At 39.0% G+C, this 24,635-nt stretch carries 26 protein-coding genes; 8 read left to right on the top strand and 18 right to left on the bottom strand.

Going from position 1 to position 24,635, the window contains the following annotated elements; translation table 11 throughout:
* Window positions 1-24: 24 nt before the first annotated feature.
* Complete coding sequence (locus tag LBYS11_RS08230; RefSeq protein WP_048390224.1) at window positions 25-1,083, bottom strand: DmpA family aminopeptidase; 1,059 nt, start codon at window positions 1,081-1,083, stop codon at window positions 25-27.
* 1 nt (window position 1,084) lies between these two features.
* Complete coding sequence (locus LBYS11_RS08225; protein WP_103117821.1) at window positions 1,085-1,783, bottom strand: aspartate/glutamate racemase family protein; 699 nt, start codon at window positions 1,781-1,783, stop codon at window positions 1,085-1,087.
* A 224-nt stretch (window positions 1,784-2,007) separates the two neighbouring features.
* On the opposite strand from LBYS11_RS08225, the gene LBYS11_RS08220 reads away from it, so the two are divergent.
* Window positions 2,008-3,405 carry an alanine/glycine:cation symporter family protein gene (locus LBYS11_RS08220; protein WP_048390221.1) on the top strand — a complete coding sequence of 466 codons (1,398 nt, stop codon included), beginning with the start codon at window positions 2,008-2,010 and terminating at the stop codon, window positions 3,403-3,405.
* A gap of 140 nt (window positions 3,406-3,545) precedes the next feature.
* Here the strand turns inward: LBYS11_RS08220 and LBYS11_RS08215 are convergent, their stop codons facing one another.
* The 3 genes from LBYS11_RS08215 to LBYS11_RS08205 all read right to left on the bottom strand — a co-directional run bounded on the left by LBYS11_RS08215 (window position 3,546) and on the right by LBYS11_RS08205 (window position 8,335).
* Window positions 3,546-5,507 carry a methyl-accepting chemotaxis protein gene (locus LBYS11_RS08215; protein WP_048390218.1) on the bottom strand — a complete coding sequence of 654 codons (1,962 nt, stop codon included), beginning with the start codon at window positions 5,505-5,507 and terminating at the stop codon, window positions 3,546-3,548.
* A gap of 174 nt (window positions 5,508-5,681) precedes the next feature.
* Window positions 5,682-7,361 (bottom strand): methyl-accepting chemotaxis protein, encoded by a 1,680-nt coding sequence (locus LBYS11_RS08210; RefSeq protein WP_054550852.1) that lies wholly within the window; start codon window positions 7,359-7,361, stop codon window positions 5,682-5,684.
* Window positions 7,362-7,513: 152 nt separating this feature from the next.
* The gene (locus LBYS11_RS08205) at window positions 7,514-8,335 is read right to left on the bottom strand and encodes a hypothetical protein (protein WP_103117820.1); all 822 of its coding nucleotides are present in this window, start codon (window positions 8,333-8,335) and stop codon (window positions 7,514-7,516) included.
* 101 nt (window positions 8,336-8,436) lie between these two features.
* Here LBYS11_RS08205 and LBYS11_RS08200 point away from each other — a divergent pair, with 101 nt between their 5' ends.
* On the top strand, window positions 8,437-9,003 hold the full coding sequence (locus LBYS11_RS08200) for a hypothetical protein (RefSeq protein WP_054550850.1): 567 nt from the start codon (window positions 8,437-8,439) through the stop codon (window positions 9,001-9,003).
* Window positions 9,004-9,033: 30 nt separating this feature from the next.
* Here the strand turns inward: LBYS11_RS08200 and LBYS11_RS08195 are convergent, their stop codons facing one another.
* The 7 genes from LBYS11_RS08195 to LBYS11_RS08165 form a co-directional block, all read right to left on the bottom strand.
* On the bottom strand, window positions 9,034-9,570 hold the full coding sequence (locus LBYS11_RS08195; protein ID WP_103117819.1) for a DUF1572 family protein: 537 nt from the start codon (window positions 9,568-9,570) through the stop codon (window positions 9,034-9,036).
* Between the two features lie 63 nt (window positions 9,571-9,633).
* Entirely contained in the window at window positions 9,634-10,515 is an 882-nt protein-coding gene (locus LBYS11_RS08190) for a hypothetical protein (protein ID WP_103117818.1), read from the bottom strand.
* Window positions 10,508-11,023: an RNA polymerase sigma factor gene (locus LBYS11_RS08185; protein ID WP_081011064.1), complete on the bottom strand. Its 516-nt coding sequence runs from the start codon at window positions 11,021-11,023 to the stop codon at window positions 10,508-10,510. The genes LBYS11_RS08190 and LBYS11_RS08185 overlap by 8 nt, the downstream gene beginning before the upstream one ends.
* Window positions 11,024-11,138: 115 nt before the next feature.
* Window positions 11,139-11,747 carry an SCO family protein gene (locus LBYS11_RS08180; RefSeq protein ID WP_103117817.1) on the bottom strand — a complete coding sequence of 203 codons (609 nt, stop codon included), beginning with the start codon at window positions 11,745-11,747 and terminating at the stop codon, window positions 11,139-11,141.
* Between the two features lie 104 nt (window positions 11,748-11,851).
* Entirely contained in the window at window positions 11,852-11,974 is a 123-nt protein-coding gene (locus LBYS11_RS08175; RefSeq protein WP_004229459.1) for a YvrJ family protein, read from the bottom strand.
* 65 nt (window positions 11,975-12,039) lie between these two features.
* Window positions 12,040-12,264 (bottom strand): DUF2922 domain-containing protein, encoded by a 225-nt coding sequence (locus LBYS11_RS08170; protein WP_103117816.1) that lies wholly within the window; start codon window positions 12,262-12,264, stop codon window positions 12,040-12,042.
* A gap of 14 nt (window positions 12,265-12,278) precedes the next feature.
* Window positions 12,279-12,494 carry a DUF1659 domain-containing protein gene (locus LBYS11_RS08165; RefSeq protein WP_004229465.1) on the bottom strand — a complete coding sequence of 72 codons (216 nt, stop codon included), beginning with the start codon at window positions 12,492-12,494 and terminating at the stop codon, window positions 12,279-12,281.
* Window positions 12,495-12,615: 121 nt separating this feature from the next.
* On the opposite strand from LBYS11_RS08165, the gene LBYS11_RS08160 reads away from it, so the two are divergent.
* A complete protein-coding gene (locus tag LBYS11_RS08160; protein ID WP_004229468.1) occupies window positions 12,616-13,044 on the top strand; it encodes a DUF2621 domain-containing protein in 429 nt (142 codons plus the stop codon).
* A 612-nt stretch (window positions 13,045-13,656) separates the two neighbouring features.
* Here the strand turns inward: LBYS11_RS08160 and LBYS11_RS08155 are convergent.
* The 3 genes from LBYS11_RS08155 to LBYS11_RS08145 are packed head-to-tail and all read right to left on the bottom strand — an operon-like array spanning window position 13,657 to window position 15,308.
* Window positions 13,657-14,151 carry a CcdC family protein gene (locus tag LBYS11_RS08155; protein ID WP_004229470.1) on the bottom strand — a complete coding sequence of 165 codons (495 nt, stop codon included), beginning with the start codon at window positions 14,149-14,151 and terminating at the stop codon, window positions 13,657-13,659.
* A gap of 25 nt (window positions 14,152-14,176) precedes the next feature.
* On the bottom strand, window positions 14,177-14,563 hold the full coding sequence (locus LBYS11_RS08150) for a response regulator (RefSeq protein WP_004229473.1): 387 nt from the start codon (window positions 14,561-14,563) through the stop codon (window positions 14,177-14,179).
* A 34-nt stretch (window positions 14,564-14,597) separates the two neighbouring features.
* Window positions 14,598-15,308, bottom strand: coding sequence for a cytochrome c biogenesis CcdA family protein (locus tag LBYS11_RS08145; protein WP_016995208.1), 711 nt, complete (start codon window positions 15,306-15,308; stop codon window positions 14,598-14,600).
* Between the two features lie 512 nt (window positions 15,309-15,820).
* Between LBYS11_RS08145 and LBYS11_RS08140 the strand changes: the two genes are divergently transcribed.
* From LBYS11_RS08140 to LBYS11_RS08125, 4 genes are all read left to right on the top strand, one after another.
* A complete protein-coding gene (locus LBYS11_RS08140; RefSeq protein WP_048390198.1) occupies window positions 15,821-16,552 on the top strand; it encodes a FadR/GntR family transcriptional regulator in 732 nt (243 codons plus the stop codon).
* 139 nt (window positions 16,553-16,691) lie between these two features.
* On the top strand, window positions 16,692-17,408 hold the full coding sequence (locus tag LBYS11_RS08135) for a (Fe-S)-binding protein (RefSeq protein WP_103117815.1): 717 nt from the start codon (window positions 16,692-16,694) through the stop codon (window positions 17,406-17,408).
* A gap of 15 nt (window positions 17,409-17,423) precedes the next feature.
* Window positions 17,424-18,851 carry a LutB/LldF family L-lactate oxidation iron-sulfur protein gene (locus tag LBYS11_RS08130; RefSeq protein ID WP_103117814.1) on the top strand — a complete coding sequence of 476 codons (1,428 nt, stop codon included), beginning with the start codon at window positions 17,424-17,426 and terminating at the stop codon, window positions 18,849-18,851.
* Window positions 18,851-19,567 (top strand): LutC/YkgG family protein, encoded by a 717-nt coding sequence (locus LBYS11_RS08125; protein ID WP_103117813.1) that lies wholly within the window; start codon window positions 18,851-18,853, stop codon window positions 19,565-19,567. The genes LBYS11_RS08130 and LBYS11_RS08125 overlap by 1 nt, the downstream gene beginning before the upstream one ends.
* Window positions 19,568-19,603: 36 nt before the next feature.
* Here the strand turns inward: LBYS11_RS08125 and LBYS11_RS08120 are convergent, their stop codons facing one another.
* Window positions 19,604-20,635 (bottom strand): MFS transporter, encoded by a 1,032-nt coding sequence (locus LBYS11_RS08120; RefSeq protein WP_233732575.1) that lies wholly within the window; start codon window positions 20,633-20,635, stop codon window positions 19,604-19,606.
* 20 nt (window positions 20,636-20,655) lie between these two features.
* Window positions 20,656-20,898: a hypothetical protein gene (locus LBYS11_RS23530; RefSeq protein ID WP_233732571.1), complete on the bottom strand. Its 243-nt coding sequence runs from the start codon at window positions 20,896-20,898 to the stop codon at window positions 20,656-20,658.
* 121 nt (window positions 20,899-21,019) lie between these two features.
* Here LBYS11_RS23530 and LBYS11_RS08115 point away from each other — a divergent pair, with 121 nt between their 5' ends.
* Window positions 21,020-22,273 (top strand): helix-turn-helix domain-containing protein, encoded by a 1,254-nt coding sequence (locus LBYS11_RS08115; RefSeq protein ID WP_103117812.1) that lies wholly within the window; start codon window positions 21,020-21,022, stop codon window positions 22,271-22,273.
* Window positions 22,274-22,313: 40 nt separating this feature from the next.
* On the opposite strand, the gene LBYS11_RS08110 is transcribed toward LBYS11_RS08115, so the two are convergent.
* Window positions 22,314-24,218 carry an endonuclease MutS2 gene (locus tag LBYS11_RS08110; RefSeq protein ID WP_103117811.1) on the bottom strand — a complete coding sequence of 635 codons (1,905 nt, stop codon included), beginning with the start codon at window positions 24,216-24,218 and terminating at the stop codon, window positions 22,314-22,316.
* Window positions 24,219-24,635 lie beyond the last annotated feature (417 nt).

Here is a 24,635-nt window from a genome sequence, read left to right as displayed (position 1 = left end):
TTGCTGTTTCAATAGCCTTTTCTTTTATGCCTGTTGAAAGGAGTAAGCTTGTACTGTATGTCCATTGCGGCCAGTTGTTGTCTTAGCTTGGGATAATGAATTTAGTATCGCTTCCTCTGTCGCTTCCGCTGCGGCTGTAAACAGTTGATTCATGATGGGATGATCCTCACGAAGCTGAGTTCTAGTCTCAATAAGCTGATCAGCGGTATGAGGAATACAATGTGCCGTCGTGAAGCCAATCACAATATCGCCACTACCATGTGAAAAATGACTGCCTGTCCGTCCCAAACCGATACCACAGCGTTTAATGACACGTGTTAATTGTCGATTACTTAGCGGGGCATCTGTCGCAAGGACAATGATAATGGAGCCATCTGTTGGTGATAGAGTAGATTGGTTTTGCATAGTTGAGACTTTGTAATGCTCAGCTAAAAACTCCCTGTCTTGTCCAAAGTTACTAAGAACTAGGCAGCCTACTGTATAGTTCACTTCATTTGATTCTACTTTGACGATGCGAGAGGAAGAACCAATTCCTCCTTTGTAGCCGAAACACATCATCCCTTTTCCTGCACCAACAGCGCCTTCCTGTGCCGTCTTTGTAGAGGCTTGGCGAATGGCTTCTATGGCATGCGCAGGTGTTACTGGACAAGCTCGAATCGAATTAAGATAACTATCATTACACTCGCCCACAACGAGATTAATGGTTCCTGTTGTCAGTCCAATGTCTTCATTCCTATCAAGCATATAGCTTAATGTACCTTGTGTCACAGCGGGTACGCCAAAAGTATTGGTTAACATAATGGGCGATTCCAGTACACCTAGTTCATTCACTTGCACAAGTCCCGTTGTTTTCCCAAAGCCATTTAGTACATAGCTTGCCGCTGTTACCTTTTGCTGAAATACATTGCCTCCATGCGGTAAAATAGCTGTAACGCCTGTACACGCATAGGCCCCATTCTGATCTAATGGCTCATCCAATGTCACATGCCCCACTTGAACTCCTTCTACATCGGTGATGCAGTTTTTCTGACCAACTGGTAACACACCAATTTCAATGCCCAATTGTCTTACTTTTCCCTGCATATTATGCATCCTCCTGAATCGCCATTAACACAGCAGCCTGTGCATGGATAGCCGTTGTATCAAACACAGGAATGCTGACATCCTCCTGCTGAATCAGTAAGCCGATTTCCGTACAGCCCAAAATTACCCCTTGCGCCCCCGCATGTACAAGCTCCTCGATCACTTGGCTATAGTACCTTTTAGATGCTGGTACAATGGTACCAAGACACAATTCATCGTAAATAATTCGGTTTACTTCCATTCGGTCGTTGCTGTCAGGCACAATCACCTCTATGGCAAAGCTTTCTACCCTTGCCTTATAAAACGCTTGCTCCATTGTGTACTTTGTGCCAAGAAGCGCTATTTTCTGTAACCCCGCTTCTTTGATTTGCTTAGCTGTGGCATCCGCAATATGTAAAATAGGGATGGTTATAGCAGACTCGATAACATCAATGACCTTATGCATTGTATTGGTACAAATGATGACTAGGTCTGCGCCTGCCCGCTCAAGTGCTTGTGCAGCTTGAGCTAGAACCTCACCTGCTTTGTCCCACTCCCCGCTAGCTTGAAAATGCTCAATTTGCTGGAAATCTACACTAAACAAAATACATTTCGCAGAGTGTAGGCCCCCTAGCCTATGTTTAACCTGTTCATTGATAAGTCTGTAATATTCAGCAGATGACTCCCAGCTCATCCCACCGATTAAGCCGATTGTTTTCATGTCTACATCACTCCTTTTTCTATTATTATACGCCTCCCTCACACAAAAATAAGAGAATTTTCCAAAAATAATATATAAGGATTGGAAAATAGTAGATAAAATGAGTTTTCTCAATTAATAAATTATAAATATCAAAATTTTAGTATAATTCATTATTTTAGAAAAGTTGATTTTTAATAAAAAAACAGTGTAGACTAAAGCGTATTGTGAAAGGAGGACAACTTATGGAATGGATCTCAACAATAGTTGACAGTGGAAATAATATTTTATGGACATATATCCTCATTATCTTACTTTTAGCAGCAGGACTATATTTTTCATTCGGTACGAAGTTTGTACAAATTCGTCTTTTTCCAGAAATGTTTCGTTTAATTGTAGAAAAAAGAGAGGGCGATTCGGGGGTTTCTCCGTTCCAAGCCTTTACCATTAGTGCTGCTTCACGTGTCGGCACAGGAAATATTACAGGGGTAGCCTTAGCCATTGGTGTAGGCGGTCCTGGTGCAGTATTTTGGATGTGGATAATCGCGATTTTAGGGATGGCCACTGCCTTCATTGAAAGTACCTTAGCACAGGTCTATAAAGTGAAGGATGGCGATACATTCCGTGGTGGGCCCGCCTACTATATGGAGAAAGCATTAGGTCAGCGAAAGCTTGGCATTATTTTTAGTATTCTATTAACATTAAGCTTTGGCTTTATTTTTAATGCTGTGCAATCTAACACAATTGCCACTTCAGTAGGCGAAGCCTTCGATGTAAATCCAAAGATAATCGGGGCTATACTTGTCATTTTAACTGGATTAATTATTTTTGGTGGTGTCCATCGAATTGTAAAGGTGACACAAGTTCTTGTTCCAGTTATGGCCATCTTCTATTTACTTGTAGCTCTTTTTGTAGTGGTGACTAATTTATCGGAAATCCCACATGTTTTTTCATTAATTTTCACTCATGCATTTGGCCTACAGGAAGCTGCTGGTGGCGCAATTGGGGCAGCAATCATGCAGGGCGTACGTCGCGGTTTATTTTCCAATGAAGCAGGGATGGGGAGTGTACCGAATGCTGCTGCGACTGCTAATACTTCGCATCCTGCTAAACAAGGACTTGTACAAAGCTTAGGTGTCTTTTTTGATACGATTATGATTTGTACAGCCACTGCCTTTATCATTATTTTAGCGGGCTTATATGATAAAGGTGAGAGTGATGGTATTATTTTGACGCAAAATTCTTTAGCTGTTCATGTTGGTGATTGGGCTCCTTATTTTATTGCCATCTCCATCATTTTCTTCGCTTTTAGTTCGATTATTGGTAATTATTATTATGGTGAATCCAATATTGAATTTATGGATGCCCATAAAGCTTGGATGTTTTGCTATCGAATTTTAGTGTTAGTTATGGTCATGTTCGGCTCCATCGCACAGGTACAGCTTGTATGGAATCTCGCTGACCTCTTTATGGGGCTGATGGCGCTTATCAATATCGCCATCATTATGATGCTCGGTAAAATTGCCTTCCTCGTGCTAGACGACTTTACTGAGCAACGTAGAGCAGGAAAAAATCCTGTCTTCTATGCAAAATCAATCCCAACCTTAAAAAATACAGACTGTTGGGAAGAAGAAGATCGATAAAATACTGAACGCCACTTCTAAAATTAGAGTGGCGTTTTTTCGATATTTAAATAAATGGTAATTTTATAAAAAACGGTTACTTTGCTCTACTAGTAATCAACACTTAACGCCACCCCAAAATTTTGGAGTGGCGTTGTGCTTTAATATTTAAACTGACTAATCAGTAGCTTTAATTCATCCGCCATATGTGCGAGTGCTTGCGCAGAGGCATTGATTTCCTCCATTGAGGCTAATTGTTCCTCTGTTGATGCCGCTACATCCTCAGACGCCGCTGCATTGCCTTTCGCGGAGAATGCCAAATCTTCTGTTACTGCCGCTACCTCTTGAACACCTGCAGACATCTGTTCAGAGGCTGAGGAGACCTCCTCCATTTTAGGGGTAATCTCATTCATACTTGTCATAATGACTTGGAATTTTGCAATGGCTTCATCGGAAATATGCAATCCACTTTGCACATCCTCTGTAACCTTCGCCATAATACTGACAGATTGCTCCGTTTCTTGCTGAATCCCTCGGATAAGCTCAAATATTTGTTTAGCTGATTCCTGTGATTGCTCTGCAAGCTTACGCACTTCGTCTGCCACGACTGCAAAGCCTTTCCCATGCTCTCCTGCTCTCGCTGCTTCGATAGCTGCATTTAAAGCTAGTAAATTTGTTTGATCTGCAATGCTTGTAATCACATCTAAAATGGATGTAATTTGCTGAGAGCGTTCATGCAATGTCTGGATTTTCGCATTGGAGTCTGCTACGGATAAATGAATGGATTGCATTTGATTTTTTGTATTTTGAACAGCTTGTCCGCCTTCATCCGCCTGTAATGTCGCATGCTGTGAAAGGTCCGTCACAGCGGAGGAGATTTCAGCAATATGCAGAATGGCAGTAGAAAGCTCATGTAAAGAAGCTGCATTTTTATTGGCACTAATCGTTTGAGAATCAGCACTTGTTGCAACATCCTGAATGGAAATCGCCACTTTTTCTGTTGCAATGCTTGTCTGATTGGCATTGGCAGTTAGCTCTTCTGCTGAAGAAGCAACCTCCTCTGCATTTTGTTCAATTTTTTGTATTAGTGTCCGTAAGCTTTCTTGCATATCATTAAAGGCTTGTCCTAATTGGCCAATCTCATCTTTTGACGTAATCGTTACCATTTCCGTGAGATCCCCTTTGCTGATCGTAACCGCACTATCCTTTAAGGCTTTAATTGGTTTAATGACAGCCCTCATTACAAAATAAAAAATGATGGAACTGATGATAATTGCTGCTATGAGGACTAGAATCGTATGGTATAAAATCGAGGAAGCAGACTCATCAATTTCTTCAGCAAAAATCGTTCCTGTTATTTTCCAATTTGTCAGTTCATTTGTCGTATAGAATAATAGACGATCATCACCATTAAAGACATATTCATACGTACCTGATGGACTTTCGTACATTTTATCAAGGAAACTTTCTTTCAGTTCTCCTCCCGCTTCAAGTGTAGGATGTGAAATGACCATCTTGTCTTCTCCAAAAATTGAAGGATACCCATTTTTTCCGATTCGAATTGAATCAGCAATTTTTTGAAGATCGGTTAATTTAATATCGATTGCCACAACTCCAGCATGATCCTTCGTCTGCTTAGCAACTGTTACCACCATATCACCCGTCCCCGCATCCTTGTAAGGGTTGGTGATTAAGGTTTCACCTTTTAAAGCTGTCGCCTCTTTATACCAATCTCGATCTAATGGATTATAGTCTGCACCATTCAATTTTGGCTCCTGTGTAAATCGACCGTCATTCATGCCAATATAAACACTCAATACATCTGCATTAAGCTTTGTATATTGCTGAAATTTAGCCACAATCGAAGCTTGTGCTTCTTCATATTGACGCGCATCTATTTCACTACTAAATACATTGATGTCACTCATTTTCTCACTAATTGTTTTGTCAATGAGCTTATTTAAAATGCCTACACTTTCATTGGCACTAAATAAAATTTCTTCTTCAATCGAGTCTTTTGCAGATAAATAAGACAAACTCCCAACAGATATGACAGGGATAAGTAATACTAGCGCGAATAGCGTATAAAGCTTGCCCTTAAAACTGCTAAATAGTTTCTTCATATATCAATCTCCTTTTGATTTTTTCTAAACCTCTCCCTCTCTTTATCTGCTTAACATTTCTCCCAAAGCTTTTATCGGACGAAAAAAATTTTTTCTAACATTTTTACGATTTTCATATTATTCAGGCTTTACCGACAAATAAAACCCCTGTAACTAGACAGGGGTCAATTGAATTTAGTATTTAAACGATTGAATGGATTCTTGCAGGTCTATTGCCATCTTTGCTAGATGGGTAGAGGCTGCTGCTACCTCCTCCATAGCTGCATTTTGTTCCTCTGAAGAGGCTGCAACACTTTGCACATGATGGCTTGATTTTACCGACACTTCACTCATATAGTCCATTTCCTGCACTAACTTTTCAATATCTTGATGAATTGCTTGAATGGCTGCCGTTACTAGCTCGGTCTGTGCTTGTACATCATTAATGGCATCATCAATTTGTATAAAGTTATCCCTTGCCACATTAACCTTTTCACGACCTACATGGACAGAATCATTACTATTAACCATATCTTCCTCGATAATCCTCGTGCTATCTGTAATTTGGGCCACTACTTTTTCAATATCGACTGCAGCAAGATTTGACTCATCTGCTAGCTTGCGGACTTCCTCTGCCACTACCGCAAAGCCTTTCCCATGCTCCCCGCTCCTTGCGGCTTCAATAGAGGCATTGATTGCTAGTAAATTGGTCTGTGTCGCTATACTCTTAATGACATTTACTGCTGATACAATCGCCGCTGTATTGTCATCTAAATCTTGTACACGTGTATTTAGCTCACTTGTGTTAGTAGAGATTTCATTCATTTGCGCTGTAACATCATGTACCGAAGAACGACCTGTTTGTGCCATATTTTTCGTGTTGACTGTTGCTTGATTCACGCTTTGTATGCTTGTAGAAATATCATTCATTTTCTTCAAGATATGGGCAGATAAATTTCGTACATCACTTGTTAATGTATCCTGCTGATCAATACCTTGTGCAATATCATGAATAGATTCTGTTACCACCTCTGTCGCCTGTGTAACCTCCATGCTACTTGCTGTTAGCTGTTCGGATGTTGCGGCAACTTGCTCAGAGGAGTTTCCGACTTGTTTCATCATCAGTCGAAGCTTTTCTGACATACTATTGAAGGAATCGGCTAAGTGTGCAAACTCATCCTTGGTTTTAAATTGTAAATGCGTATGCAAATTCCCTTCCGAAAACTTATCCATTTCAACTACTGTTTGTTGAATATTTTTTGCGATTCGTCTACCAAATAGTGTTGCAATGATAATGCTTATAAGTAGAGAAATAGCCACTAGAATCATAATTTCCAGGCCACTTCTTTCTCCTTTTTGCTTGGTAGCCTCAATATGAGCCTGCATATCTTCTTGCTGAGCTGTTGCCATCGTTTTTCCAAAGACAACCAATTTCTGAGAGCCCTCACCTAAAATCGGTAAAGCTATTTGTTGTGCTTGCTGATGATCCCCTCGCTGATAAAGAGGCACAATCTGCCCATCTATAGCCTTTTCCCAGTCGTCAAGCTGCGATAAAAATTGATCAAAATCTTGATTACTATCGCCTACTTCTTGAAGTCGATTAATCGACGTATGTAAGGTATTTCGGATTTCATGATGATTGTTGAGCATTTCTTCCTTGCCATATAACATATACCCACGAATAGCCGCATTCGCTCGTACGGTTTGGAACGAGATATCTTGATATAAATGGATTAATTCCGTATTGTCTTCGATTTCTGCTAATGTCTGATTATTATTATTCAAGTAGTACATAGCAATCCCTGATATAAGCAGTAAAAAGATGAGGACAATACCAAAAGCAAATTGCAATTTCCGTTCCACAGTTAGTCTCATATGATTCCCTCTATTCTTCTATAATCCACTTGAGTATAGCCTACCTAAACCTATTAGCCTATAAAATCTATGCTCCTCCTCCTAAACTATCGCTAAAATTTAACAATAATGAGAATTTCGCATCTAATCTATTGACAATAATATCCACTATTTTACTGGTTGAAATAGGAAGTAATCATTTGGAAACCATAGAGATAACACCAAAAGAGCGGAAGAAGTAGGAGCATTTTCAGAAAATGACCTCTTTTTTCTAAAAACTCTCGAATGCCTGAAGTCAGAATCATCGCACTCAGTAGTAGTAAGCTATGTTGAGCCCCATAAATCTGCATAGAGAATGTGATGACCAAGGGCAGGATGGCTGGATAAATAGAATCTGCTAGTGATCTTTTTTCCCTCGTATTGGAGGGAATGCTTTCTTTCTCTGTGGATTTAGCGGCTATTAGTTTCTTTACAAGCATATAGACAAGACCAAAAAATAAAATTGTATAAACAATAAATAATAGCCACGACATTTTGCTTTTCTCATTTAACAAATGAAAATAATCCTCAGCTTCTTGTGCTTGCAGTACATAATACAATCCTGTTTTTTGATCCATTAGGAAGAATCGTTCATCCTCGACTATTACTTTCAAGGCCGTTTCCTTGCCATTATGGAAGTGTATGTATAAATCACTTACTGCTTCATGGTCTGCTGGTCGACTGCTAAGATCCTTTTTAGTTTGTAAAACTTGCTGAAGGCGATCTGTATCTTTCACCTCATAGCGGTCGACGTAGAATACTTGCTTTAATGGATATAAATATTGCTCTTTGCCATTACTTCCAGACAAATACCAAGCCTCTTTAATTGATTGAATGGGAGTATGCAGCGGCACTAGCTCCTCCCGCTGCCTTTCATTGTAAATGAAGAGTAGTAGTGTGCTTATACTTAGAACAATGCCCAGAATAAGTGTATGAATATAACCACTCTTGTACACTTTATCACCTCCTTTACCACTTTACATTTATAGTAATTATTGTCATATACGATTTACTACTCTAATAAGTTTCAGCTATACTTAAATAGAGGTGATGATGTATGAGTAGACCAGAATTATACGTACATTTAGTAGTTGGTCCTGACTGTGATTTTGAATCCATGGCCATTCGAGCAGCACTGGAATCCTTTGGTGCAGGAGTGACACTCGATTTAATTGGCAGACCAAATGATTTAATTGATATTTTATCTGGAAATGATCTTCCTCACAAAATGGATTATTTGCTATTAAACTTTCACGGCGATGAGGGGCGATTTTGTCTGCCTGAGCTAGGAGAAGAGGTATATGAAGAAAATGAACCAAGGAGTATCTATTTTGAACCTCAAGATGTCTTAACCTATTGTCAGCTACAGGGTGTCAAGGTCATTGCGGCAGGCTGTACATTAGGCTGGCAGCAGCTAGCGACAGCCTTTTTAGAGAGTGGCTGTCATTCCTACCTAGCACCTGATGATTATATTGAGGGTAATGCTAATCTCATGTTTCTAATTCACTTTTTCTATGAGATAATCACAAATCATAGAAGTCAGCAGGAGGCATTTGAACTCGCTCAAGCGACCGACCTAGAAACAGCCTTATACAAGCTCTATTTAGCAGAAAAAAGATCGTAGCACCTACTACTTGGCTACGATCTTTCTTTTTTAGCGTTGATGTTTATCTAGCATGGCTTCAGTAAAAGCTTGTGACTGTCCTTTAGGAATACTGAGTGTTTGCCAATCAGAGCCCTTTACCAATTTGGCGATATAAATGATTTGACCGACGTGCTGTGCATAGTGTGCCATTTGTCTTTCAATAGCATCAATGACTGCTAGCCGCTCCCCTCTAATCGTGACATGTCCCTGTAAATCGGATTCTGTTAAACTCGCCAAGGCCTCTAATAACACTTGCCACCCCTTGTCCCAAGCTGAGATGATTGCTTCTTTGGTGTGAAGACTATCCTCAAACTCATCATCTCGATTTCTCGTTGGCTTTTCTCCATCTGTCGTTAAAAAATCTGACCAGCGGGAAACCATATTTCCACTTATATGCTTTACAATCACTGCAATACTATTGGATTCTTCATTGTATGCCCAGTGCAATTGTGCCTCTTCCATTTGGGCAAGTGTTTTATCCCCTAGCTCTTTCACACTTTGAAATCTTTTCTGAACAACTTGTAAATAGGTTTGTGCAATTGTCATAGTCGAACCTCCATCCCCTCTTTTCTATCATTCTATTATAGCTCAATTGAAATGTCTCATGACTTATTCGCCAAGAATAAAATCTCTTGCAAGGATCGCCATTTTTTCTTGAACCTCCTGTGGATCTCCATCAAGTTGATACCCGATATGATAAACATAGCCGTTATAGTAAGAATAAAACTCATTGGCTCTAGTAGTCATTTGAAAGATTCGCTTATCCGTCTCATCATAATTATAATAAGTATATACATAACCTCGTTCTGGTGACATCTCCAGATAAAACAGGGGATTCATAAAATTTAAGCCTATATTCGAAACTTTCATCCCTAAAGATTCTTCCATATTTTTAGACTTCACATAGCTCGCTAAGGGATTATACTTTACATTTGTCACGGTAAAATTAATAAATTGTAAATCCACCCCAGTGGAGGATTTTTCTTTATAGCTAAATTGAAATTGCGTTTGTTGGCTACCATCCTCCATTTTTGCTGAAATTGCATAGACCTCATGTATATTTGGTTGAAATGGTAAATTTTCAGGATCAGTGAGATGAACGACATCCTCCAGTGATGTTGCTACTGATTGCATCGCCTCTAAACCTTGAAGTGGTGCATAATATTGGATATGTTTTGCCTGACTTAAATAATTAGCAAGTGGAAGAAAATTACTGTATGCTGTGGCTTTTCCCTCCACTTCTGTTTGAAATAAATCCGTGAATGTAGGTGTTTCTCCTTCATCCTGTGTAGCCAACTCGCCCATCGGTTTTGCAGCTTGCCAGGCAATGAATAATAAAATAGAGCAGGTAATCATTATCGTAACGGCACGATATGTCCATCTTGGCTTGGGCATAACAGGCTCTTGCTGAATTTGTTGTCGAACCTTATGAATAATGGCTTCCTTATGTGCTGAAACATCTTGTAGTACCTGCATTGTATGCTTATCCATGGAAAAGCACCTCCCATTCAATATGTTGTAACTCTATTTTTAATAGCTCCTTTCCTTTCTTTAAACGTGATTTCACAGTACCTTCAGGAATCGCAAGTAGCTCCGCAATCTCTTTAATCGTCATCTCCTCCAAGTAAAAATAGACAATTGCTTCTCGTGGTTTGAGAGGTAAGCTTAAAATGGCATCATCTAACAGTGCTTGTTCATCTTGACGAATCAGTGTGTCCGGCAATGTTGATTTTTGTTTAGTAAAAAATTTATGCTGAAATGTTATTTTTCTGTATGCCCAGCTTTTTAAATAATCTTTGCATTTATTGATTGTCATGCGGGCTAAGTATGCCTTCATCTCTCCTCGTTCCTCATATTGTTTTTGATGATAGAACTTAATAAACACATCCTGTACAATATCCTCGGCTATTTGTAAATCCTTTGTATAGTAATAAGCAATTCGAAACAATTGCTCCGTATGTATAGCCATTAACTGCTCGAAATTTTCATGATCAGACACGCCCTCATCCTCCTTCTACACTATAAACGACTCACAACCAGAAAAAGATTATTTTTCCAGATAGAAAAATACATAAAAAAACCGCCTCAACCATTTGAGACGGTTTACTGTTACTTTATAAATTTTCATCAATATATGTTTCGATATCAGAAGCTATCGTATCTATCGGTACATCTTCAATGTTTTCAGCATAGCCATTATACATTTTGACGAGGACACCATCTTTATCGACTAAGAAAAATTGATTGCCATGAATGACTTGGTCACTGTTAGGGTCGTTTTTCACTAAAATCTTTGTATTTTTCACCGCAAATTGTTCGATATATTTCTGTGAATACCCTGTAAGAAGGTTCCATTTAGATTCATCTGGAACATTGTATTTACTAAGATAATCCGCTAACACATCTGGCTGATCAACATCAGGATCTACTGAAAAGGCAACAATGTTATAGTCCTCTACGCCTTTTTTCTGAAGCTTTTCTTGGACTTGTGCCATGTTTAATGACATGGGCGGGCAGATGGACACACAGTTTGTAAAAATATACATACCAATCCAAGGCTTACCTTTTAAGCTTTTAAGCGAAACCGTTTCACCACGTTGATTAACATGTTCAAAATCGGGTATTTCTAGACTATAATCTGCTTTAAATTTTAAGTTTCCACATGCGCCTAGCACAGATGCACAGGCTAACAGCAGCACTAGCCCTATTAATTTACGTTTCATGTCAACACTCTCCCTAACCTACACTATCCCCATCCTAACGTAGGTTGTAAGCGTTGACAAGAACTTCTAAGTGACAGCTTTCGTACATCTTTGTGAAATCCATTTCATTTTAATGAAACGAGTGCAGCATGAATCGCATCAAGCTTTACTTCGACGCGGTGCAATAAATAAAATGACACTAAAATCGGAAAACCGATATCGGATATCATGTTCAACCACTGTTCCATCCTTCTCCTCCTCTCTCACGTTAAAAATGGTCTTTGCACTTCTCGTAGCAAAGACCATTGTTGAATTATTCTGTTACTACTTCAAATTCTGTGACTTGACGATCTACAATACGAGCTCCCTTGATGGCTGACATTGCACCACCTTGCCCAGTAAAAACATTTTTAGCCATAATCGTTGCCATTGCCTGCTGAATGTCAGTCACCGTGATATTCGGCTTCGGTGCATCAATCGAAAGGGTTGTCGTTTTCCCATCAGTTGTGGCAAATTGCAATTCTAGAACTTGTGTCATTCTGTGATCCCTCCTTAAGATAAATCGTGTGTTTCCTGTTTCGCAATGCCAGCCAGTGATTGTGATGAAAGACTAGCAATAGCATAAGCAACAGCTAACAAATCGTCCGCGCTATGTGTGTTGTTAATATTTCGATACGATTTCGTGGTGAACGTAGGTTCATTGTTCTCATCGTAGCCATCCACATACTTGAGACGCAGTGTAGCATTTACAAAGTTAACATTAGCCATGTAGCATCACCTCCCTTCTGCACACTATATAAAGGCGAATTGCTAAAAAAGGGACATTAAGGATGAATTTTTTTTCGGAAGCTTTTATAATAGAGTGAGAGAAGGCAAAGAGGTGAACGATTTGTTACAAGGTTGGTTTTTATGGTTTATTTTATTTTGGGTTGTCGTCCTCATTTCATTGATGGCTATTGGCGGATTCTTCATGTTCCGCAAATTTTTAAAGGCACTCCCAAAGCAGGATGGAAAATCAGATTTAGATTGGCAAGAATATTATTTAGATAAAACCGTTCACTTGTGGGGACAAGCTGAAAAAGAATTACTCTATGAACTCGTAAGCCCCGTCCCTGAGCTTTTTAGACAAGTGGCGAAGGAAAAAATTGCAGGAAAAATTGGCGAGCTCGCATTAGAAGAAAAAGCAGCTGCCATTAACAATGACCTCATTATTCGCGGCTATATCCAAGCAACACCAAAACGCGATCACAAATTTTTACGCAAAAAATTAGAGCAAATGCAAATTGACATCTCCCCCTATGAACATCTATTCGAATGAGTAAACGCTGCACAAATCTTTGTGCAGCGTTTTTACTTAGCTATGGGATTATTGTCCTAAGAAGCTATCCTGCACTTTCCTAGCTTTATCCTCTTTTTTTGGACCTCTATCCGCGCTTTGCTACTCTATCCTCTACTTTTGAGATTTTATCCGCTACTTTTATGAGGCTATCCTGCACTTTGCTAGCTTTATCCTCTCCATTTGGACTTCTAACCGCGCTTTGCTGCTCTATCCTCTACTTTTGAGTTTTTATCCGCTACTTTTATGAAGCTATTCTGCACTTTTCTAGCTTTATCCTCTTTAGTTGGACTTCTAACCGCGCTTTGCTGCTCTATCCTCTACTTTTGAGGTTCTATCCGTCACTTTTATGAAGCTATCCTGCACTTTTCTAGCTTTATCCTCTTTATTTGGACCTCTATCCATGCTTTACTGCTCTATCCTCTACTTTTGAGATTTTATCCGCTACTTTTAAGATGCTATCCCTTACTTTGCTAGCTTTATCCTCTTTATTTGGACTTCTATCCATGCTTTGCTGCTTTTTCCGTCACTTTTATGAGACTATCCAGTTCCTCCAGCGCTTAAATGCATAAAAAAACTACACTAGCTTCAGCACTAGTGTAGTTTTGGAATTGTTTTTTTGACCCGTTTAAACTGGATAAGCATTGCGATACGCCAAGGTACTAACATGGCAAAGGCTAATATCCAGAACATACCTGCTAATTCACCGACATCGATGGAGCTACTTAAAATCATTTTCGCCACCACTCGGAATATTAACAATCCGATTAATATAAAAGCGAATGCTTTTGAACGTTTTAAATAAATATCTCGACCCTTTACTTCAAATTTAGAAGTAGCAATTAATATTGTCGAGAATACCATTCCTACAGCTGCCGCCTCTAAGATTTGCATCGGTGGTACACGGAATTGCTCGAATAAAAACATCAGTGCACCTGAGGACATCGCTATTGGTGGAATAATAATTTTCTTCTCATTTGTCGGCATTTTGGAAGCTCTCATTCGTATGACCATCACAAAGCTCCCCATAAGAATGGCCATAATGGTCGACCCTATAACATAATAGTGAGAAGGGATGCTGCTTAACATAAAAAAATCCTCCTCTAATGTCTAATTAACAATTTTGTCCAAGTAATTGATCAGCAACAGCCTTTAATCGTTCTGGCTCGAAAGGCTTTGTAATAAAATCCTTTGCCCCACTCTCAATCGCTTCTACGATTAATTTTTGCTGCCCTAATGCTGTTACCATAATGATTTTTGCATCTGGAAATTCTGGGATGATTTTTTTTACGGCTGCAATACCTGTCATAACGGGCATCGTTACATCCATTGTGACTAAATCTGGTTGTAACTCACGATACATCGCCACAGCTTCCTTACCATTTACTGCCTTACCGACTACCTCATAGCCCCATTCTGTAAACATATTACTGATTGCAACACGCATAAATAGCGTATCATCTACTACTAAAACTGTAGGCACATGTTCATCTCCCTCCACGTTAAAGTTCGGTATGCCTCTTTAGTTTAACAAATTAAAACCCTGTAAATCCACCGAAAATAGGCTGTAAAACGCGTGTAATATACGTTAAGCCATCAAAGAATAATAAAATCCCAACGGCAATCATGATGTAACCGCCGATTTTTACAATTTTCTGGCTGTGTGTACGAATCCAAGTCATTCGTGAAATGAAGAAAGATAGCACGAAGAATGGAATGGCGAATCCTAAATAATACGCAAACATATAGCTAAAGCCCGCACCTGGGTTTGTACTTGCTAACATGATAATCGATGCAAGGATTGGTCCTGTACATGGTGTCCAGCCTGCCGCAAAGGCAATACCAATTAAGACAGACCCAAAATAGCCAGATGGTCTATTTTTAAATTGGAACTTTCGATCCTTCATTAAGAAGTCTATCTGCAATAATCCCACAATCATTAAACCGAATACGACGATTAAAATAGCCCCAACCTGTCGTAATAATGTTTGATAATTTAGGAAGAATTCTGCTGCATATGAAGCACTTAGTCCAATAATGATAAAGATAATGGAAAAGCCTAGTAAAAAGAATAGTGTGTGGAAAATGGCACGTTTTTGTAGCATACCTTTTTCTGATTTTAGCTCATCTAATGTCATACCCGTTATGTACGATAAAAATGCTGGATATAGTGGAAGAGTACATGGTGAAATAAAACTTAAGAACCCTGCACCAAAAGCTAAAAATACGTTAATATCAGATCCCATATTTTTTATTCGCTCCTTACAGTTACTGCATCCATCGTACCAAAAAACAAAATAAAAAGCGCCCTTCTAGTTTGTGAACGTTTCATGGCAAAATGATGAGATTTCTGAGAAGTCCCACCAAGCTACTTCTGCATTATGCGCTCCTGTTGATTTTCTGTCAACAAAATCCGCCATTCTTCTCCCTTTTTCAAAAAGAATATAGCTAATTTTTCTACCTTTTTCTTGACAGTGTCGATTACTTGTCATTAATGTTGAAAGAAGCTTTTGTTTTTCATAGACACTATCACGCCCATGTTATAGTAAGAAACTATTTATTTTATACTCATCTTTTAAATCATCTGGAAATACAGTCATCTGATGACCTTATTATATGTTTATATGTTTCATTATTTTTTCTTTAAATTTCGACAGTCCTCTACTCTACACAAAGTGTTCATGGTAAACCATGAGTAAATGACTTATTTTCATGTATAATGATGATAGCAAATGAGCGAAAAAAAGAGGTGTAGCCCTTGGAATTAAGAAAGATTAGACCAAAAAAGATCTATGAAGAAGTATCCGAAATCTTGCATGAAAAAATACGAGCTGGTGTCCTAAAGCCAGGTGATCGGCTTGACTCAGTTGAGCAGCTTGCCGAGCAATTACAAGTGAGTCGTTCCGCTGTACGGGAGGCATTATCTGCATTAAAAGCAATGGGATTGATTGAAATCAAACAAGGCTCTGGAACGTTTGTCAAAAGTGTGCCAGCCCATCAGCTTGACTTTCCTTTATCCACCGCTATGTTAACGAATAAACAGGATATTGCTCATTTACTAGAAGTGCGCAAAATTATCGAAGTGGGAGCGGCAGGACGTGCAGCCCTCCAACGTACAGATCAGGATATTCAGGCAATGGTACAAATTTTAGAGGATATGAAGCAGGCACATGGTGATGGCGAGCTTGGTGAAAAAGCAGATTATCAATTTCATGCAGCTATTTCCAATGCCTCTCAAAACCCCCTACTCACTACAATTTTAGATCAAATTTCTGGTTTAATGATCGAAACGATGAAAGAGACACGGCGAATTTGGTTGTATTCACAAAAAACAACGAGCGAACAATTATATGATGAACATATGCAGATTTTCCTCGCGATTAAACAGCAAAACGAAGAGCTAGCCAAACATGCAATGGCATCTCATTTAAGCAACGTTGAAAAAGTGCTATTACAATATTTCGAAACAACAGAATCCAATTCACACTAAAAACTACCTAGTACAAGCTAGGTAGTTTTTCTTTTCTGAAAATTCATAAAAAAACGTTTTCACTTTTTCAAATTTGTTGTAAGATTAAATTATTGACAAGTCATCAGATGACCAGTTGTTTACAAAAGGAGCGATGAATATGAAAGTCACACTATTCGCCACTTGCTTAGTGGATATGTTTCAAGGGGATGTGGGAAAAGCAGTTGTTGAAGTATTAGAAAGACTTGGCTGTGACATCGACTTTCCAGAGGATCAAATTTGCTGTGGACAGCCTGCTTACAATAGCGGCTATGTCGAAGAATCGAAAAATGCGATGAAAAAAATGATCACAGCCTTTGAGCATGCTGAATATGTAGTCTCTCCCTCTGGTTCCTGCGCTTATATGTTGAAGGAATATCCAGAAGTTTTTAAAGGAGACCCCCTATGGGAGTCAAAAGCGCAAGCATTAGCAGCTAAAACCTATGAATTCACAGAATTTATTGTCAACGTATTAAAGATAGAAGATGTTGGAGCGTATCTAGAAGGTAAAGCTACTTATCATACGTCATGCCATATGACAAGATTACTTGGTGTAACAGAGGCACCCTTCCAATTATTAAAGAACGTCAAGGGCTTGCATTATGTGGATCTCCCTGGTAAGGATCGATGCTGCGGATTTGGTGGTACATTTTCAGTTAAAATGGGCAATATTTCTGGAGAAATGGTCAATGAAAAAGTACTGAATGTGGAAGAAACAGGCGCTGACATTTTGATAGGAGCTGACGCAGGCTGCTTATTGAATATCGGTGGCCGCATTCAACGTCAGGGTAAGCCAATTAAAGTGATGCATATTGCAGAAGTGTTAAATTGCCGATAAAAGGGGGAAATAAACATGGCCATGAAAACAAGTGATGATCGGTTTCAACAACGTGTCACGAAAGAGCTAGATAATCAGTTTATGCGTCGTGCGGTTTCGAGTGCCCAAGAACGCTTTCAAACACGTCGCCTTCAACAAGCAGAGGAATTAGGACATTGGGAAGAATGGCGTTCTCATGGAGAGGAAATTCGCAAGCATGTTTTAGCAAATCTTGATTATTACCTTTATCAATTAAGTGAAAATGTTGCCAAACGAGGTGGGCATGTGTTCTTTGCGCAAACTGCACAGGAAGCAACCGACTATATTCAAAGCATTGCTAAAAAGAAAAATGCAGCAAAAATTGTGAAATCCAAATCAATGGTAACAGAAGAAATTAACTTAAATACAGCTTTAGAAGCGCTTGGTTGTGAAGTGATTGAGACAGACCTAGGTGAATATATTTTGCAGGTGGCAGATCACGAGCCCCCTTCGCATATTGTGGCGCCAGCCTTGCATAAAAATAAGGAGCAAATTCGAGATGTTTTTAAGGAAAAACAAGGCTACAGTCAAACAGAAAAACCAGAGGAACTTGCCCTTTATGTACGTGAAAAATTAAGACAGGAATATTTAACAGCCGATATTGGTATTACAGGCTGTAATTTTGCTATTGCTGAAAGTGGATCGATTACACTCGTTACGAATGAGGGCAATGCTGATTTAGTAACAGCGCTACCAAAAACACAAATCACAGTTATGGGAATGGAAAGAATAGTTCCTACATTTAAAGAAATGGAGGTCCTTGTTAGTTTATTAACAAGAAGTGCTGTCGGTCAAAAGCTAACGAGCTATATTACAACGTTAACAGGCGTAAAGGACGAAGAGGATACGGATGGACCAGAGGAATTTCATTTAGTTATTGTTGATAATGGACGCTCGGCTATTTTAGGTAGTGAATTCCAGCCTATTTTACAATGCATTCGCTGTGCTGCCTGTGTTAATGCTTGCCCTGTCTATCGTCATGTTGGTGGGCATACGTATGGCTCTATCTACTCTGGACCTGTAGGTGTTGTGCTCTCTCCACTTTTAGGAGGCTACGATGATTTTAAAGAACTGCCCTATGCTTCTACATTGTGTGGTGCTTGTACAGATGCATGCCCTGTTAAAATTCCATTACATCAGCTCATTCATCGCCATCGTCAGGTCATTGTTGAAAATGAGGGTAAGGCACCTATCTCTGAAAAGCTTTTAATGAAGGCATTTGGTCTAGGGGCTTCCTCCCCTACCCTTTATAAAATGGCGACAAAAATGGCTGCACCTGCCATGTCTCCATTTACCAAAAACAAGACTATTTCTAAAGGGCCAGGCCCATTAAAAGCATGGACTGAGGCAAGGGATTTCCCTGCACCAAGTAAAGACAGCTTTAGAGACTGGATGAAGCATCGTACAAAAGGAGGCGGGCAATAATGACTGGTATGATTCAGCATCGAGAAACCTTTTTAGCAAATATTGCGAAGCAGCTCGGACGTTCGCCTAAGACAGAACTACCACGACCAACTTGGCAGTATCAGCCACAAGATCGTGTGCTCAAAGATGCGACAAAGGATGAATTGGTGGAAATATTAATTAAACAGTGTGCCAACATCCATACCAATATTGTCATTTCTAATACTGCCACACTTCCAGAGGATTTACAGGACGTTGTTGACAAGTATGGAGGTCAGTCTGTTATTACATGGAAGGATAAACGGTTCCAGGACTACGGATTATCTGCACTTATGAACGAACAATGGCCACAAGCCAATATTCAGCTTTATGAATGGGATTCACAGCAACCTGAGGAAAATATCCGTCAAGCTGAAAAAGCAAATATTGGCGTGACAATTAGTGAAATGACGTTAGCAGAATCGGGGACTGCCGTGCTTTTTAGTAGCAAAGATAGAGGGAGAAGCATTAGCTTTTTACCTGAAAAGTCGATCATTATCATTCCTAAAAGTACAATTGTGCCTCGTATGACACAGGCAGCTCGTTGGATTAGTGAAAAAATCCGTCAGGGTGAAAAAATTGCTTCCTGTATCAACTTTGTTACGGGACCAAGTAACTCAGCCGATATCGAAATGATTCTTATCGTTGGTGTCCATGGCCCTATTCAAGCAACCTATATTGTTATTGATGATCAGTAAAAGAACAGGCATGCATTTCACCGCATGCCTGTTCTTTTAAGTTGTTGTGTTCGCAACACCTTCTGGGAGAGCTGCTTTTTCATAATACTCTGGATGTGCCTCTTTTAAAATAGATGAGCGCAGCATCACAAGTGAAATGATAATAATAATGACACTCGTTACTGGTAAAATAATAGTTGCTGGTAATGTATCATATAACATGCCATAGACTACCATACCAATCGGCATCATGGACATCGCCATCGTCTCCATTAGCCCAAAAACACGCCCACGGTACTCTTCCGCAATGATTTTTTGCATATACACCCCGATGGGCATATTTATCCCCATTTCGAAAATTGCGAAAATAAAGTAAATGATGAGATAGAAGATCACAATAGCTATATAGGAAAAATCAGTAACTAAAGGGATGACTGCTAAGCCAACACTTCCCGCCAATAGTAATAAGCTGATTTTCGAAAAGCGTAAAGGTACCTTTACTTCAGATCTTGTTGCGAAATAAAGGGATGCTAAGAGCATACCTAATGCACCAGACGCTTCAATAAAGCCAAAGTGTGTGGATTCTACTTTTAGCAATTCAATAATGATGTACGTTCCTCCAACAGCGATGGCAGAAAAGAATAGGTTGATCCACAATGCTACCCACATAATGGTCTTAATGACGTTACGTTGCTTGATATAATGAAAACCACTTTTCAGCCCTTCCCACATCTTTTCTTTTTTCGTATCTTCCCCTCTTGTACTATAAAGGTTAAAATCCATTGTTGCCTCTAAACAAAAGGCAATCGCATAGGCCACCATATTCACCATTAAAAATACATCCATATTAAAAAATCCATACATCATACCACCAATGACTGGTCCTCCAATTGCAGCTACGGACATTGACATTTGGTTAAATGACATCGCACGTTGTAATCTCTCTGGATTGACAAGTGTGGCAATTGCTGATGAAAACGTTACACCAGAAAAGGCTGAGCAAATAGTATTAAAAACAGTAGCTATGTATATAGCATAAACGGACATTCCTACTGTTTCTGTATAAAGCAGTAATCCCCCTACTGTCAAAATGGTTCCTGCCTGTGCTATTAATATTGTGCGTTTTTTGAAAAATTATCTGCGACATAGCCTGCTAAGGGTGCCACAAGTGCGCGGGGTAATACTGAACAAATCATATTGGTAGCGAAGCTCATTGCCGACCCAGTCATCGCTAAAATATACAAGCTAATACCGAATGCCATGACGTTTGCACCCAACATGGCAATCATTTTACTCGCCGTGAACGTCCATAAGTGATAGGTCGCCTTTTTTAATTTTTCCGCTTCATTCATCTAAATCCCTCCATTATTTAACTAAATTAAAAAGTTTAATTATGTTAAACAAAATATACCACAGCTTCCTCTTTTCATGCAAGCAAAAGTTTAATATAATTAAACAAAAGGAGGCGAGGCAGTGGACTCTTTAGGCACACGAATTCGCAAATTAAGGAAAGAACAAAAATTAACATTAGAGGCACTTGCCGGTGATCGTCTAACTAAAGGAATGTTAAGCCAAATAGAAAATGATAAGGCTAAGCCTTCTATGGAAAGCCTTGACTATATTGCTGAACGTTTAGGTGTAAAAGCTAGTGAATTACTGGAAGAAGTAACCCCATCCTCCATACGCCAGCTATTAGAGCAGGTGGAAAGTTTATTTGCAGAAGTAAAACGTGGTGATGCTCATCATCATCAAGAAATTGTCGATTTAATTAAGCCGTCTGTGGAGGGCCTGCCTCAAAGTTATGAAGCTGGCCGTTTATTGTATATTTACGCAGATGCCCAGTATGAAGCTGGATTAACAACATGGGAAGTCCCGCTTCAGCAAGCCCGCACTATTTTTAAGGAAATTAATTTACTCAGCCATTGGTTCAAAACCTTTATCCTCGAGATGGCTATTTTAGCAGCAAAACGTCAATATACATTGGCGTACGATCGTATCTTACAGGCAAAGGAAATTATCGAACAAGAGGACTATCAGCTCGATTCTCGTGATGCCTTATTAATGACTTATTATACAAGTATTTTCCAACTTGCAATTGGTGAGCATGAGGAAGGGAAAAAATTAATTCAAGAGACGATTGCCAATGCTCATAAAAACCAACTGTTCTATCAGATTGATAATATGTACAGAATTGGTGCCTATTGTGCCATGATTGATCGTGATTTTGAACAAACCAATCATATGTTTATGAAACTGGAGCAATATCAGGCATTTGCTGAACGTGTTGAGGTTGATGCTTTTATTTTTGTATTGAAGGCACATTATTGTAATAATTACAGCAATAATTATGAGCAGGCTCTGATGGAAATAGAACGTTTTTATCAGCTTAGACACGATGATTATTTAGACAAGCTAGATCCAAACTTTTACTATGCTGAAAAAGGAAAATCCTTATATTTACTTGGACAATATGAGGAGGCGAAGGCTGCATTCGAACAGTATAAACACAGACCGATCTATATTAATCATCCATATGATATTTTAAGCTTAAATGAATGCTTTTCCTATAAAGCCCTTTGCTATGCACATTTTGGTGAGCTAACAACAGCCTATGAAATTGCGAAAATGGCCTATACAGATTCACTGGATTTAGTGGATTTGCCCTATAAACGAAAAATTGAGGAAGTCTATCGAACGATTAAGGCACAGATTGATTCCATAACTTAATTAGTAAAGGGATTGCACGAGGCTGTGCAATCCCTTGTTTTTATTGCTGACGATCACTCTTTATTTGTTTATGGATCTTGCGTAACGCTTTTTTCGACCCACGTTCGATATCGTGCTGAAGCTTCCGATCCTGATAGTCTACAAATAATGTCTCTAAATCATAGCCTTCAGGGTATAACTCTGTTGCAGGTAATTCAAGGGCAAGCCGCTTTACATTCATCTCTAGTATTTGCCCCTGATAGAATACGCTGACATTATTGTACGGATTCATTTCTTCATATACCAATCCCACATCATCATAGTCCAATAATTTCACACGATCCCCCTTTGCAAATGTATAAGCTGCTGCCAAGCTTTTTTTCTCTTCTTTAGGCTTTCGAATTTTACTGTCCTGAACGATCGTCAGTTGATATTGTTTATTATTTATATAATCCTTTGCTCTTTGTAAAACACCTTCGCGGACATTCATTTTTTTAGAAATCCATAAGGCATTGCTTTCTCCAGAGGTGCCGATGAGTAATTGGTACAAAGGCTCTAATGTATCAGCATGGAAGCGCATTGCCGCATTCATAAAATCAGGATGCATTTCAGAAAATCGTTTAATTTCACCATAATGTGTAGTTGCCACAGTTATACAGCCCATTTGATAAAATTCTTCTAATATCGCAATGGCTAGTGCAGCTCCTTCATTTGGCTCTGTTCCACTGCCAATTTCATCAAACAGTAAGAGTGTATGATTATTAGCAGCTCTCATAATATCGGAAAGATTTTTCATATGAGAAGAAAACGTACTAAGTGCATTCTCTATACTTTGATTATCGCCAATATCAACAAAGATATGATCAAATACAGCCATTTCCGTTCCTTCGTCCGCTACAATATGGAAGCCCGACATCGTAGCTAATGTTAAAAGGCCAATGGTTTTCAACACAACTGTTTTCCCACCAGCGTTTGGACCTGTAATAATTAAGCTACGGTAGTCTTTCGCGATGGAAAATTGAAGGGGTACCGCATTTCCTGGTAGTAATGGATGCTTACCATTGATTAGTTGAATATAACCGTAATCATTTATACGTGGCTCCCTACCACCAATTTGTCTACTGAACTTCGCTTTGGCAAAAACCATATCGTATTGACTAATCAACTCCATGTTAATGGTGATGGCATGAAGATGTTCCATCAATAGCCCTGATAAAGAAGCTAAAATCTGATATTCCTCCACGGCTTCCTCAGCCTTTAAGGTAGCTAATTCTACATTTAATTTAGCGACAACACTTGGCTCCATAAAAACGGTTGCCCCTTTTGAGGAAATTTCAACGACCGTACCCTGTACATGATTTTTATAGGTCGCCTTAATCGGAATCGTATAGCGATCATCCTTTTGACTAATAAAAAATTCCTGAATATACGGTTTATTGGCACTGTTATTTAAAAATTTCGTTAAACGTTCTTTAATTTTTTCCTCTGTCGTTTCCATATGATGTCGGATGCGTTTTAATTCACGACTAGCAGCCGAATCTACACGATTGGCTTTGATCGCAAAATTAATTTCCTCCTCCACGCTTTTAAATTCAGCCATAGAATGAGCGTAAGAGGAAAGAACAGGCGCAAAAAATGCCTTATCTAACATAAATTTTTTGATATTGCGGCAGCCTCGTAAAAAATCAGAGATACTCACTAGCTCACTGGGATCTAGAAGCATTCCCTTTTCAAGCTTTGTCATAATATGCTCAATATTCGATACCCCTAAAAACGGAACATGCCCCTCTGCATCCAATATTGCACGAGCTTCTGTTGTTTCATTCAACCGATTTTTTACCACTGTTAAGTTTGAGCTTGGCATTAATTTATCTAAAAGCTGTTTTCCTAACCCGCTGACACAATAGGATTTAACGATGTCCTTTAATTCATGATATTGTAATTTTTCAAGTGTAGTATTATTCATTTCTTTTTGCTCCTCATTGTAATGTTTTATCATACATGAAGATACCTACCCAATAATAGATAGCAATGATGGTTTAAACAAAATAAAAAAGCTGTGAGGAATCCCCACAGCTCTATCTTTAAAAGGCGCGTTTTCCTGGCATCACAAATAAAACTTCAGCTAATTGAAGTTTCTATCCTATCTGCCACGCTTAATAAAGTATTGTAGGTATCTACATAGGTTGTTGAAATAGATCCATGACAAAATAAGGGGTGTTCATAACATGTATCCCCTGCTGTCGTCATCGCCACTATTTCATTCAATTTTTACCTAGTTAGAACCTACCGCACTCACAAAAAGCACCTCTCATTAATTGATCATTGTTATCTAATTATTGACATTTTACTATATGCTAACAGGAAAGTAAAGGTACCTACC

It is taken from the genome of Lysinibacillus sp. YS11 (assembly GCF_002896375.1).
In the GTDB taxonomy this organism is placed as follows: Bacteria; Bacillota; Bacilli; order Bacillales_A; family Planococcaceae; genus Lysinibacillus; species Lysinibacillus capsici.
Note: the sequence above shows the minus strand (reverse complement) of the source record. Positions and strands in the feature narration are given on the sequence as shown.

What these genes read in the sequence shown, in the direction of transcription:
- LBYS11_RS08230 (WP_048390224.1), bottom strand. Translation starts at nt 1,083, where the DNA reads ATGCAGGGAAAAGTAAGACAATTGGGCATTGAAATTGGTGTGTTACCA.
- LBYS11_RS08225 (WP_103117821.1), bottom strand. Translation starts at nt 1,783, where the DNA reads ATGAAAACAATCGGCTTAATCGGTGGGATGAGCTGGGAGTCATCTGCT.
- LBYS11_RS08220 (WP_048390221.1), top strand. Translation starts at nt 2,008, where the DNA reads ATGGAATGGATCTCAACAATAGTTGACAGTGGAAATAATATTTTATGG.
- LBYS11_RS08215 (WP_048390218.1), bottom strand. Translation starts at nt 5,507, where the DNA reads ATGAAGAAACTATTTAGCAGTTTTAAGGGCAAGCTTTATACGCTATTC.
- LBYS11_RS08210 (WP_054550852.1), bottom strand. Translation starts at nt 7,361, where the DNA reads ATGAGACTAACTGTGGAACGGAAATTGCAATTTGCTTTTGGTATTGTC.
- LBYS11_RS08200 (WP_054550850.1), top strand. Translation starts at nt 8,437, where the DNA reads ATGAGTAGACCAGAATTATACGTACATTTAGTAGTTGGTCCTGACTGT.
- LBYS11_RS08195 (WP_103117819.1), bottom strand. Translation starts at nt 9,570, where the DNA reads ATGACAATTGCACAAACCTATTTACAAGTTGTTCAGAAAAGATTTCAA.
- LBYS11_RS08190 (WP_103117818.1), bottom strand. Translation starts at nt 10,515, where the DNA reads ATGGATAAGCATACAATGCAGGTACTACAAGATGTTTCAGCACATAAG.
- LBYS11_RS08180 (WP_103117817.1), bottom strand. Translation starts at nt 11,747, where the DNA reads ATGAAACGTAAATTAATAGGGCTAGTGCTGCTGTTAGCCTGTGCATCT.
- LBYS11_RS08175 (WP_004229459.1), bottom strand. Translation starts at nt 11,974, where the DNA reads ATGGAACAGTGGTTGAACATGATATCCGATATCGGTTTTCCGATTTTA.
- LBYS11_RS08170 (WP_103117816.1), bottom strand. Translation starts at nt 12,264, where the DNA reads ATGACACAAGTTCTAGAATTGCAATTTGCCACAACTGATGGGAAAACG.
- LBYS11_RS08165 (WP_004229465.1), bottom strand. Translation starts at nt 12,494, where the DNA reads ATGGCTAATGTTAACTTTGTAAATGCTACACTGCGTCTCAAGTATGTG.
- LBYS11_RS08155 (WP_004229470.1), bottom strand. Translation starts at nt 14,151, where the DNA reads ATGTTAAGCAGCATCCCTTCTCACTATTATGTTATAGGGTCGACCATT.
- LBYS11_RS08145 (WP_016995208.1), bottom strand. Translation starts at nt 15,308, where the DNA reads ATGGGATCTGATATTAACGTATTTTTAGCTTTTGGTGCAGGGTTCTTA.
- LBYS11_RS08135 (WP_103117815.1), top strand. Translation starts at nt 16,692, where the DNA reads ATGAAAGTCACACTATTCGCCACTTGCTTAGTGGATATGTTTCAAGGG.
- LBYS11_RS08130 (WP_103117814.1), top strand. Translation starts at nt 17,424, where the DNA reads ATGGCCATGAAAACAAGTGATGATCGGTTTCAACAACGTGTCACGAAA.
- LBYS11_RS08125 (WP_103117813.1), top strand. Translation starts at nt 18,851, where the DNA reads ATGACTGGTATGATTCAGCATCGAGAAACCTTTTTAGCAAATATTGCG.
- LBYS11_RS23530 (WP_233732571.1), bottom strand. Translation starts at nt 20,898, where the DNA reads ATGAATGAAGCGGAAAAATTAAAAAAGGCGACCTATCACTTATGGACG.
- LBYS11_RS08110 (WP_103117811.1), bottom strand. Translation starts at nt 24,218, where the DNA reads ATGAATAATACTACACTTGAAAAATTACAATATCATGAATTAAAGGAC.